This is a genomic window from Corynebacterium tuberculostearicum, assembly GCF_030229345.1.
Taxonomy (GTDB): Bacteria; Actinomycetota; Actinomycetes; order Mycobacteriales; family Mycobacteriaceae; genus Corynebacterium; species Corynebacterium tuberculostearicum_G.
Window position 1 is genome coordinate 111,346 of the sequence record NZ_JASPGP010000008.1, and the last position, 11,512, is coordinate 122,857.

At 59.5% G+C, this 11,512-nt stretch carries 8 protein-coding genes; 3 read left to right on the forward strand and 5 right to left on the reverse strand.

All coding sequences use genetic code 11. The annotated features are described in order from the left end of the window. Positions 1-14: 14 nt before the first annotated feature. The 3 genes from clpB to QP884_RS07170 form a co-directional block, all read right to left on the reverse strand. The gene (clpB, locus tag QP884_RS07160) at positions 15-2,570 is read right to left on the reverse strand and encodes an ATP-dependent chaperone ClpB (protein WP_284821509.1); all 2,556 of its coding nucleotides are present in this window, start codon (positions 2,568-2,570) and stop codon (positions 15-17) included. Between the two features lie 89 nt (positions 2,571-2,659). Then, a complete protein-coding gene (locus QP884_RS07165) occupies positions 2,660-4,051 on the reverse strand; it encodes a TetR family transcriptional regulator (RefSeq protein WP_284821510.1) in 1,392 nt (463 codons plus the stop codon). A gap of 351 nt (positions 4,052-4,402) precedes the next feature. Then, positions 4,403-5,776: a sodium/glutamate symporter gene (locus QP884_RS07170; protein ID WP_284821511.1), complete on the reverse strand. Its 1,374-nt coding sequence runs from the start codon at positions 5,774-5,776 to the stop codon at positions 4,403-4,405. A 208-nt stretch (positions 5,777-5,984) separates the two neighbouring features. Here QP884_RS07170 and QP884_RS07175 point away from each other — a divergent pair, with 208 nt between their 5' ends. Beyond that, positions 5,985-7,403 (forward strand): 2-polyprenylphenol hydroxylase, encoded by a 1,419-nt coding sequence (locus QP884_RS07175; protein WP_284821512.1) that lies wholly within the window; start codon positions 5,985-5,987, stop codon positions 7,401-7,403. Here QP884_RS07175 and QP884_RS07180 read toward each other — a convergent pair. Beyond that, on the reverse strand, positions 7,400-8,215 hold the full coding sequence (locus QP884_RS07180; RefSeq protein WP_284821513.1) for a carbon-nitrogen hydrolase family protein: 816 nt from the start codon (positions 8,213-8,215) through the stop codon (positions 7,400-7,402). The genes QP884_RS07175 and QP884_RS07180 overlap by 4 nt on opposite strands. A gap of 91 nt (positions 8,216-8,306) precedes the next feature. Here QP884_RS07180 and QP884_RS07185 point away from each other — a divergent pair, with 91 nt between their 5' ends. Next, the gene (locus tag QP884_RS07185) at positions 8,307-8,570 is read left to right on the forward strand and encodes a hypothetical protein (RefSeq protein WP_284821514.1); all 264 of its coding nucleotides are present in this window, start codon (positions 8,307-8,309) and stop codon (positions 8,568-8,570) included. 35 nt (positions 8,571-8,605) lie between these two features. Next, positions 8,606-9,733: an alpha/beta hydrolase gene (locus tag QP884_RS07190; protein WP_284821515.1), complete on the forward strand. Its 1,128-nt coding sequence runs from the start codon at positions 8,606-8,608 to the stop codon at positions 9,731-9,733. 17 nt (positions 9,734-9,750) lie between these two features. Here the strand turns inward: QP884_RS07190 and exaC are convergent, their stop codons facing one another. After that, the gene (gene exaC / locus QP884_RS07195; RefSeq protein ID WP_284821516.1) at positions 9,751-11,271 is read right to left on the reverse strand and encodes an acetaldehyde dehydrogenase ExaC; all 1,521 of its coding nucleotides are present in this window, start codon (positions 11,269-11,271) and stop codon (positions 9,751-9,753) included. Between the last annotated feature and the right edge of the window lie 241 nt (positions 11,272-11,512).

The following is an 11,512-nucleotide window of genomic DNA, read 5'->3' on the forward strand; positions in this document are numbered from 1 at the left end:
CGCTGCGCGGACGACTAGCGGGCGGCGATGTCTAGTTCGGCGCCGCCATCGGCGACGTCCACGTGGACGGTGTCGCCATCAACGATATCGCCGGCCAGCAGCTTCTTGGCGAGCTTGTCACCAATGGCCTGCTGGATGGTGCGGCGCAACGGGCGGGCGCCATAGGCCGGGTCGTAGCCGCGCTCAGCCAGCCAGGACTTGGCGGAATCCGAGACCTGCAGGGTCAGGCGGCGGGCTTCGAGGCGCTCGGACAGGCCGCGCAGTTGGATGTCGACGATGCCGCGCAGGAGCTCCTCAGAAAGGGGCTCGAACATAACTACGTCATCGAGGCGGTTGATGAATTCGGGCTTGAAGGCCTTCTTCACCGCGTCCATGGTCTCCTCGCGGGTGCCGCCGGCGCCCAGGTTGGAGGTCAGGATGATGACGGTATTGCGGAAGTCGACGGTGCGTCCTTGGCCGTCGGTAAGCCGGCCTTCATCCAGGACCTGCAGGAGGACGTCGAAGACGTCGGGGTGGGCCTTTTCTACCTCGTCGAAAAGCACGAGCGTATAGGGGCGGCGGCGCACGGCCTCGGTGAGTTGGCCGCCGGCTTCGTGGCCGACGTATCCCGGAGGGGCACCGACGAGGCGGGAAACGGAGTGCTTCTCGCCGTACTCGGACATATCGATGCGCACCATGGCGGATTCATCGTCGAAGAGGAAGTCCGCCAATGCCTTCGCCAGCTCGGTCTTGCCCACACCGGTGGGGCCGAGGAAGAGGAAGGAACCGGTCGGGCGGTTGGGGTCGGCCACGCCCGCGCGGGAGCGGCGCACGGCGTCCGAAACCGCGGTGACGGCTTCCTTCTGGCCGACCACGCGGTTGCCCAGCACGGATTCCATGTTGAGCAGCTTCTCGGTCTCGCCCTGTAGCATCTTGCCGGCTGGGATGCCGGTCCAGGCGGAAACGACCTCCGCGATGGTGTCCGGGCTTACCTCCTCATCGAGCATCGTATTGCGTTGCTCGGCGGCCTTGACCTCCGCGGCCGCGAGATCCTTTTCCAGCGGTGGGATCTTGCCGTAGTTGATCTCAGAGGCCAGTGCGAGGTCGCCGTCGCGCTCGGCGATTTCAGCTTGGCGGCGCAGGTCATCGAGTTCTTCCTTGATGTTTTGGACATCGTCGATGGCCTTCTTCTCGTTAGCCCAGCGGGCCTTGAGCTCGCCGAGCTTCTCGCGTTGGTCCGCGAGCTCGCCCTGCAGGGTGGCCAGGCGATCCTGGGAGGCGGCGTCAGATTCCTTCTTCAGCGCCAGCTCTTCGATCTCCATGCGGCGAACGATGCGCTCGAGTTCGTCGATTTCCTGTGGGGAGGAATCGATCTCCATGCGCAGGCGGGAGCCTGCCTCATCGACGAGGTCGATGGCCTTATCCGGCAGGAAGCGGTTGGTGATGTAGCGGTTGGATAGCTCGGCGGCCGAGACCAGCGCGGAGTCCATGATGCGCACGCCGTGGTGGACCTCGTAGCGCTCCTTCAAGCCACGCAGGATGCCGATGGTGTCTTCCACGGAAGGCTCGGCGGCGTAAACCTGCTGGAAGCGGCGCTCGAGGGCGGCGTCCTTTTCGATGTACTTGCGATATTCGTCCAAGGTGGTGGCGCCAACCAGGCGCAGCTCGCCGCGGGCCAGCATGGGCTTGATCATGTTGCCGGCGTCCATGGAACCGTCGCCAGTAGCGCCGGCGCCGACGATGGTGTGCAGCTCATCGATGAAGGTGATGATCTCGCCCTCGGAGGACTTAATCTCATCAAGCACGGCCTTCAAGCGCTCCTCGAATTCGCCGCGGTACTTCGCGCCGGCGACCATGGAACCTAGATCAAGGCTGATGAGGGTCTTGCCCTTGAGGGACTCGGGGACGTCGCCAGCCACGATGCGGCGGGCTAGACCCTCCACGATGGCGGTTTTGCCCACGCCGGGCTCGCCAATGAGCACCGGGTTATTCTTCGTGCGACGGCTGAGCACCTGGACTACGCGGCGAATTTCCTGATCACGGCCGATGACCGGGTCAATCTTTCCCTCGCGGGCACGCGCGGTGAGGTCCGTGGCGTACTTTTCTAACGCCTGGAACTGGTCCTCTGGGTTCTCAGAGGTCACCTTGGCGGCACCGCGGACGGAGGGGAAGGCGCCCTTGATGGCGTCATAAGTAGCACCGCGGCCGGTAAGCAGCTCGGCGGCGTCGGTCTTGGAGCCAGCAATAGCGGCGAGCAGGACCTCGGTGGAGACGAATTCATCGCCCAGTTCACCGGCCAACTCCTGCGACTTGGTCAAGACATTAAGTCCATCGCGGTTAAATTGCGGATTGGCCATATTGGCGCCCTCCGCCTGCGGATACGAGTCAACGAGCTCGCGGGCTTCTTTGAGCACGGTATCCGGATCTACGCCAGTGGCTTTAAGTACTGGCGCGGCGATGCCGCCTTCTTGGCTAAGAATGGCCGCCAACAGGTGGGCGGGGCGGATATCCGGATTGCCATTAGACGAGGCGGTTTGCAGGGCCTCTTGCAGGGCTTCCTGTGTTTTAGTGGTCGGGTTAAATGAGTTCATGTGTGCGTTGCTCCTTCTAAGTTTTATTCACCCCACTGTAGGGCTTCACTTAGCACAACGCACCCAAAGTTGAGTCTATTCCACTCAACCTATGGGAGGTTTTTGTCCACCAACTGCAGACCATGCGCCACCGCAAAGAAGGAAGAGGTCAACGCCTGGGAGAAGAGACCCCACTTCAGGTCATCCTCGTACTCCCTGAAGTCTCCCAAAGCGCACAGATGGGATACGCCGTCAGCACCCGCCCACATGGCCAAGGCACTCAAGTAAACCAGCTGATCTGTCGGCTGAATTCCTGCCTCCATAATGAATTCGCGCAAAAGCTTCATCATGATGGCAAAATTTTCCGTCATACCTTCATGCGGGCTGCCGTCACCGCTATGCGGAACGATCGACCCATTAGCCAGGCCGATAACCGCGCAGAACCGTTCAGTATGGCGAATCGAAAAATTGAAATATACAGAGGCCACGATATGAAGGCGATCCACAATGGCGGTATCCGCCGGCAAAGAACCGATTGCCTTTTCAAACATCTCGGCCATTTCCAAGGTCACTCGCTCTTCGGCATACTCCCGCAGCGCGAAGTCATTGTCTATCACAGAGTTGAGAAAATCCGTAGTGGTATTCAGCTCTTGAGCCACCTGTTTGAAGAAGGAACGACTAACGCCTTCTCGAGCCGCCACGTGGAGCGCCGTTTCAATAATTAGATCCTTGGCCTTTTCAAACTCCAAGGACTCAACGCTCTGAGGGGCAACGAGTGGACGAGCTTCCCACTGCCCCATTGCCTGCTCTACAATTTCGCGCGCGGAATACATAATTGGCCGACGCTCTGGAATATCTTTGGTGGCAAACCAATCAATAATCGCTTCCAATACCAACTGGACAGTCTGCCTCAGGTTGGCAATGCGAATGACCGAATGCTGGAAACGGACTACGCCCTTGGTACTGAGATGGCTTAGGCCATGAATAATTGACCAGATTGCAAGAGCAATGCGACCAATATCGCCAAGGGCAATATCTTCACCCACAACGGCGCCCTGTTCTTGAGCCAGTTGCTTCAGCACGTTTACTACGAAATCTGCGCCCGAGTTTCCAGTATGCGTACCTTTGGCCATATTGCATACCTGAACATCGTCCAAGGCCGGGTATCTCTCAAAGAGATAGCCATAAAGCTCTGGCTGTTCCTGGCAATAGAAGAAATACCCTTCACCCAAGGCCTTCAAAATCTCTGCGGCACCCGCACCTTCGGGAAGGTGGTCCACCACTTTTTCCATGTAATTGGTTAAACGCCAATCCAGAAAATTGGGCATCGCATCAAGGATCTCTGAGCTGGAAGAGAACTCTTCCTCAATATCCGAGAGCGGGCGCTGCAAGGATTTTGCAACTTCCCCCAAGGTTACTGCAGGTTCACCTCGCGTCCCAGCGATATCTAAGGCCGCTTCCAAAATTTCTACTCGCGCGGAAGCGCCGTCCAGCTCATACATTTAGTTCCTCATCAAGACAGAGATTGATTCCCTGAAATTATAACAAATTCTAAGGTAAATCAATACCTGCTAATGGTTAACGCTTCAAGTGACTCCAGATTTTAAATGTGAACAGTAGTAACAGCAGGGTCAACCCTCCAGAAAGGTCAATGCAATCATTATTTGTTTATATAAACATAGCCTGAGAATACTTAACGTTTAGCGGTTTTTCTTAACCTTCTACACCGAGGGTCGGCAGTGCAGGAGTCAAGATTTCGGCTGTCAAGACACACTTAGAAGGCACAGTCTTGATAAGAAGGCCCCGCCACAGGTTCTGCAGCGGGGTTGGCAAGGGGGCGTCGGCAAGCACGGCTATGCCTGCTTCTGACCTACATGGCCGATGCCCTCTTGGAAGATAGTGCCGCGCGGCGGCATAAGGCGCATGGATTTGAAGGCAATGTAGACGCCGATGGAAATGGCCAGGGAAATGGCACCAAAGAGGCCGGTGAATCCGTACATGACGGCCATGGGTGCGATGATGGTCCACGAGATTTCGAAGGGACCGAAACCGATATAGGCCATGCCGTATTCGGACAGCGTGCCGGACTTGAGCTTAGGATCCACAATCTTGAGGATGGCGATGCCGGTGGCCACGGTGGCGGTGGCCCAGCCCCAGCCAAAGATGCCACGCTCAATCCAGCGTTCACCAAAGAACTCGGCCGGGAACCACAGCAAGAAGAACACGCAGAAGATGGTGCCCAGGACGAAGAGCAGGAGAAGTGCCTGCCAGTAGGAGGCAATAGCGGCCGGGACAATGGCGGCAACACCGAAGGCAATGAGGTAGTCCGTGGCCGCGCCGGAGATGGAAGAAATGGAGTCCTTATCCAAGTAATCCTCTGCGCCGACGAAGTTCATGAGCGCACGGAAGAAAAGGCCCACCACCATGGACATAGCAAAGAGCGGCACGGAGACGTTTTCCCAGATGCTGCTCAGGCCCTGGTTGATGCCGTAAGCGGTCATCACGGTCAGGATGATGAATCCGAAGTGCAATGCGAGCGGCTCGATGGAGGAAGGGTTGGTAGTAGCGCGGCCGAGCGACGGGCGCTCATCGATGTTTTTGATGTAGCCGCGGCGCAGCTCTTCCGGCAGCTCCTTCGGCACGTGGGAGACCTTGCCCTTGCGGATGCCCCAGTTGCCGGCGATCACGCCGCCGATGATGGCGGCCAGCGTGCCGACGGTCGCGGAGGTAAAGCCCAGCGAGGAGGCTGCATCGGCGCCCACGCCCTCGAGCGCGCCACCCACGGCCGCGGCGGTACCGAAGCCGCCGGTAAAGCCGACGGGCAGCATCATGCCGAACCAATTCGGGGTATCGAAAAGCGGCGCAAAGAGGAAGAGGCCCAGCACGATGAACAGGCCCCACTGGCCGGTGAACATCATGGTGGAATAGCCCCACATATTGCGCGCGCCCTTGCCCATGTTGCCGCCCACTTCCATGGAGTAGGCCATAGACGCAAAGACCACCGCGATGAGGATGGAGGTGTAGTCACCCAAATTATCGGAGAAGTTGATCCAGCCCAGCACGTTTGGACCTACCAGCAGGCCGATGAGGCCGGCGGTAATAGGGGCAGGCAGCAGCAGGTCCTGGAAGATGAACTTCACCTGGTGGCGCAGGACGTTGCCGATGACCATGAGCAAAGAAATCCAGCCCACATCCAACATGAGCGTATAAGCGGAAAAATCTTCCATGAGGACCCTTTCTAGCTGTGCAATTATGGCGGCTTGCCCCCGTTAGAGGGCAGACGGATAGGGAATACAATACCTTCCAACAAGTGAGCCACAACATAGGATCCCTTTTTCACCCCCGCTTACTATGTGAGGCGTGGCTTCTTACCTCAGCATCGTGATCGGCAGTGCCGCCCTCGACCTATGACTGGGACTCTGGTTCCAGCCGCATATGCAGGATGGGATAGGGCCTGCCATCGGCATCGGTCTCGTCTCGGCCGGTGATAGCGAACCCGTAGCTGCAGTAAAGGCCCACGAGCTCGCTGTCCAGTTCGGCCCCGCAGAGTTCTACCGCGGGAAAGTAGTGGGGAATGAGGTTTTCTTCGATGCGTTGGCAGTCCTACTCAGCAAGAAAATCGTGGGTAGCGTCTACCGCGCTGCCCCATTCCGCCCATGGCGCGCATTAGGATGGTCAAACATGTGGGAATTGGGCGAGCATTTTCGAAATTACGCAGACGAGTACCGCGATGCGGTGCACGAGCATTTTTTTAACGCGGTGCCTGAATCCCGGCAGATTTTTGCCCTGTCGATGCGCGATACCCATACCTCGATGGTGCCTGCGCTGGCATGGGTGATTGAGCATACGGAGCCTGGGGAGCCCCTGCTTGCCGACGTCTCCGCAAAGCTCACCCAGCTCGCCCGCGATCACCGCCGGCATGGGTTTCCGGCCGAAATCTATGCCCGCTTCGACGATGCCCTCGTGGCGGGACTGCGGGTTTTGGCACTGACGCAGTATCAATACAACTTTGCCTGCGACGTCATCCACCAGGTATGCGCCACGATGGCCGACGCCGCACGGGAGTCCGACGCCGCCGGCGAAGCACCGGCGCACTCGGCGCAAGTGGTGGCGGTGGATCACCCCACTCGCGAGACGTCCATTATCCGCGTGGAGGCTGGCCTGGCTGTGCCTTATCAACCGGGGCAGCACTTTCCGGTGACCACGCAGTACCTGCCCGGGCAATGGCGGATGCTCACCCCTGCGCAGCCTAGCGACGGAACCGGCCAGGTGGTCTTTCATGTCTCCACCGCGGGCGAGGCTTCCCGGTCCCTCGCGCACGCGCAGCCCGGCGATTGGTGGACCTTAGGCCAGCCCGCCGGCGGCATTAGCCTCCAGAACGCCGGCGCAGGTGAACTGGTCATCATTGCCTACGGCACCGGCTGGGCCACGGCTCGCTGCGCGGCGCTCGCCGCGCTGGACGATATAGACCGCGGCCGAGTACCGCGCCTGTTTGCCGTGGCGGGCAGCCCCGGCGCCCACTATGACACCTACTTCCAGCAGAACCTGGCAGCCCTTGGAGTACCGGTGCGCCGTATCGTGCGGGAAGAAAAAGACCCGTGGTTGCTCAATGCCCGCGAATTGGCGCCCGGCGCCGACTATGTAGTCTCCGGGGAACCGACCGATGTAGTAGTCAACGAGGTGGAGTTATCCACAGGCGCTCCCCCGCGCTTCTTGCTCGTCGGACCGGCCGACGAGGTTGTGGAGGGTGAAGAAGGGTTGGTTCAAAGGGGCGTCGGCAAGCAGCAGATCGACGTCCTTAGCTGGGGCCGCGACGGGCGCTGGCAGCCGGAAGACTACGCGGCGCTGGCCTAGTCCGCAGTGGGCACAACCGGCAGGGCGCGGCGGGTTTTCGCTACCTCATTCGGATCGATGTCGGCATAGAGGATGTCATCCTCGTAGCCGGCCTCGGCCATGCGCACGCCATTCGGATCAACGATGGTGGAATGGCCAATGCCCGTTGGTCCGGAAGGATTGCCCGCCTCAGCGTCACCGCCTGGGCGCGACTGGCCGGCCGCGAGGATATAGCTGGTGGAGTCCAAGGCACGCGCGGCCGTGAGCAGGCGCCACTGCTCCAGCTTTCCGGGGCCATCCGCCCAACTCGTGGGCACTACAATGAGTTGCGCGCCCTGGCTGGCCAGCTCCTTAAACTGCTCCGGGAAACGGATGTCATAGCAGGTGGCTACGCCCACAATAAGGTCATCCACGTCGAAGGCCACGAGCGATTCGCCGGCCAAGACCGTATCCGATTCGCGGTAGTCAAAGGCATCATAGGTGTGGATTTTGTCGTAGCCGCCCAGCACGCCAGGGCCTGCAATGAGCGCCGTATTGGTTACGCGATTAATGGTCTTGCCGTCGCGCTCCACGGTATCGGCTGGGCAGAACATGCCGGCGACGACGGTGACCTCGAGCTCCTCTGCGAGCGCTTGGATCGCCGTGGCGAACGGGCCTTCGAGCGTCTGTGCCTGTTCATCGAGGCGCCCGGAGCGGAAATTCTGCGCCGTGGCCTCCGGCAGCACGATTAACCGCGCCCCGTTTCCGGCCGCCTCACGGATCTTGGAAAGGGCCAGTTCCTGGTTTTCGGTGATATTTCCGGTGGACGTTAACTGCACTGCTGCTACCTTCATGCCTCCCAAAATAATGAAGCAGGGCAAAGTTATCCACAGGCTGCGCCTTTACCCCTAGCGCGGCGTTGTGTGGTCCTTCAGGCTTAGGGGCATGAGTTATGTAGAAATTCCCACGCACCTGCCCGATTACGTCCGCTCCCTCATGGCGCGCCCTCCGCTGCCACCGCCGACGGCCGCGCTCGATACCGCCTGCCGCACCGCGGCCGCACTAGAGCGAGCCCGTGCCACCTGGTCCAGCGCCGTGGCTGCAACGGAGGACGCCACGGCCGGACAATTGCGCTCCATTGAGGCCTTCCTCGACACTGCCGCCGGGGTGGATTCCCGCCTGGGCCAGGCATTGGGAGATGCGCGATGACCCTATCCGTGGCTTTAAGACATGGCGCCAGTATCTTGCATAGCGAACGCGCTGAACTGCGATTTCGTGTTATAGATGCACACCAGGATTGGCGTGGCCTATCACTGGGTGGCCCCGCCGGTGACGCCGCCCGCACCAGTTTGGCGGGCTACACCGACTGGCTCGCACAACCCCTGCACCAGATGGAGGAGGTTGCCACCACCCTTGAACTCCACGCGGACCTACAGGCCCGCCGCGAGGAACTCGAGGACCGCATCATTGCATTTCTGGGACAAGTAGATGAGCGCAGCGGGGTAGCAGCCAGCACGGCTGGGCTGTTGTTGAATCAGGTGCGGGCGCTGGGCGATTCCCTCGATTGGTTGTGCGCCCAAGAGATCGATGCGCTGTGTACACCTGCTGGGGTGGAACCACCCGCCCGGTTCGAGGATTTTTCCGATCTTCCGTTGGATGCAGTCCACGAAATCAACCTCGCCCAAGCCAGCGAGCACGTCTCTCAGCTAGCCGCGCAGAACCCAGATATGCGGGTGCTAGAAACTAGTGAAGGACGGCTCGTAGCCATGGTGGACCCCGGCGGCTTCCGGACTACGCCGGCATCGCTTACCACCTTTGTGGAAGGAGTTCACTCCTCCGATCCAGAAACCTGGCAGCGCGCGGTGGACCGCGGCCGCAATCTAGCCAAGGCCAGCGGCGGCCCGGCGGTGGTGTGGTTGGGCTACCAGGCGCCATCCTCCCTACCCCGTGCGGTCCACGCCACTCCTGCGAAAACTGCCAGCCAAGAACTCGCCCGGTTTCAGCGCTCGCTCGGTACACGCTATCCGCAGGCCAAGCGCACCGTTGTGGGATATTCCTATGGTTCTGTTGTCACCGGGCACGCCGCAAAGCAGGAAAGAATTGCTGATGACGTAGTGCTCGTCGGCAGTCCCGGCACGGGCGCTGACCATGCCTCAGAACTGCATGGCCGCATCTGGGCGGCCACCAACGCCAACGACCCCATCGCTATTACGACGGGGCCTCACGCCGGCATCCATGGCCCCGATCCGACCATTGATACCTTTGGTGCCACTCCCCTTCCTGGTGCGGATGGCCTCCCTGGCGATCATGGCACCTATTGGGAGGACCGACAGTTCTTGCGTGGCCTAGGCCAAGTGGCACGCGCGAACTAATCCGAGGGGTACGGACTTTAGAAGAGGCCGGCCGGCTGATCCGAATAGGAGACCAACATATTCTTAGTCTCCTGATAGTGGCCCAGCATCATCAAGTGGTTCTCACGGCCAAGGCCAGATTCCTTGTAGCCACCAAAGGCGCTGTGCGCTGGGTAGTCGTGGTAGTGATTGACCCACACGCGGCCGGCCTGGATATCGCGGCCTGCACGGTAGCAGATGTTTTGGCTGCGCGACCATACGCCGGCACCAAGGCCGAAGTTGGTGGCGTTAGCGATTTCGATCGCCTCGTCATAGTCCTTGAACGTAGCTACGGAGAGCACCGGACCAAAGATCTCTTCCTGGAAGATGCGCATGTCGTTATTTCCCTTAAACACGGTGGGCTCGATGTAGTAGCCCTTTTCTAGGCCCTCCACCTTGTTCACGTGGCCGCCAACAAGGGTCTCCGCACCTTCTTGCGGACCAATCTCCAGGTACTGCTTGATCTTGTCCATCTGCTCCTGGGAGGCCTGCGCGCCCATCATGGTTTCGGTATCGAGCGGGTGACCAATCTTAATCTTCTTGACGCGCTCAACGGCCAGTTCCAAGAACTTATCTGCAATCTCTTCGTGCACCAGTGCGCGAGATGGGCACGTGCAGACCTCGCCTTGGTTAAGGGCAAACATGACAAAGCCCTCCACGCACTTTTCCAGGTAGGAATCGTCTTCATCCATGATGTCTTTGAAGAAGATGGACGGGGATTTGCCACCTAGCTCCAAAGTGACGGGGATGACCTTGTCAGCGGCGGCCTTGTTGATGATCTTGCCCACCGGGGTAGAGCCGGTGAAGGCGATTTTGGCAATGCGGTCAGAACCGGATAGTGCCGCACCGGCTTCATCACCTAGGCCATTGACGATATTGAGCACGCCTGCAGGAAGAAGATCACCGATGATATCGATGAGCAACAAGATGGATGCTGGGGTTTGCTCAGCCGGCTTCATGACAATGCAGTTTCCAGCAGCCAGCGCTGGCGCAATCTTCCAGGCGGCCATGAGCAACGGGAAATTCCACGGGATAATCTGGCCTACGACGCCGAGCGGCTCATGGTAGTGATAGGCCACGGTGTCCTGGTTGAGCTGGGACAGGCGGCCCTCCTGGGCGCGGATGGCGCCAGCGAAGTAGCGGAAGTGATCCACAGCTAGCGGAATATCAGCGGCCAGAGTTTCGCGTACGGCTTTGCCGTTCTCCCAAGTTTCCGCGACCGCAATCTTTTCCAGGTTTTCCTCGATGCGGTCCGCAATGCGGTGCAGGAGCAACGCACGCTCGGCCGGGGTGGTTTTACCGAAGGTTTCGAAGGCCTTTTCCGCGACATCGATAGCCAAGTTGATATCGGCTTCTTTACCGCGAGCTACCTGGCAAAATACCTCGCCGTTTACCGGACTGATGTTGTCCATATATTCACCATCGACGGGCGCCACCCATTGGCCGCCGATGTAGTTGTCATAGCGTTCGCGGTAGTCAACGATGGAGCCTTCGGTTCCGGGGGCTGCATACAGGGTCATGGTGCGTGTCCTTTCCTGGAGAAATTTACAGGCGGTGGTGTTGTACAGCACTATTTACTACTGATGTGTTACACATCACCCGCTCGCTAGTCATCCTAACCCGAAACTTTGCAATGCGCACTGATTACGGTTGCCCCCTTTGCAAAATTTCACATGCCACCGCGGGCGGATTCTAGTGGTCGTGGAAACACTTCTTATGTTTCGGTTGAGTTTATCAGTGCGGCCATTTTCTCGGCTGGTG

Excerpts from the sequence above, each read along its gene's own strand:
- clpB (WP_284821509.1), bottom strand. The coding sequence starts at position 2,570 with ATGAACTCATTTAACCCGACCACTAAAACACAGGAAGCCCTGCAAGAG.
- QP884_RS07165 (WP_284821510.1), bottom strand. The coding sequence starts at position 4,051 with ATGTATGAGCTGGACGGCGCTTCCGCGCGAGTAGAAATTTTGGAAGCG.
- QP884_RS07170 (WP_284821511.1), bottom strand. The coding sequence starts at position 5,776 with ATGGAAGATTTTTCCGCTTATACGCTCATGTTGGATGTGGGCTGGATT.
- QP884_RS07175 (WP_284821512.1), top strand. The coding sequence starts at position 5,985 with ATGCAGGATGGGATAGGGCCTGCCATCGGCATCGGTCTCGTCTCGGCC.
- QP884_RS07180 (WP_284821513.1), bottom strand. The coding sequence starts at position 8,215 with ATGAAGGTAGCAGCAGTGCAGTTAACGTCCACCGGAAATATCACCGAA.
- QP884_RS07185 (WP_284821514.1), top strand. The coding sequence starts at position 8,307 with ATGAGTTATGTAGAAATTCCCACGCACCTGCCCGATTACGTCCGCTCC.
- exaC (WP_284821516.1), bottom strand. The coding sequence starts at position 11,271 with ATGACCCTGTATGCAGCCCCCGGAACCGAAGGCTCCATCGTTGACTAC.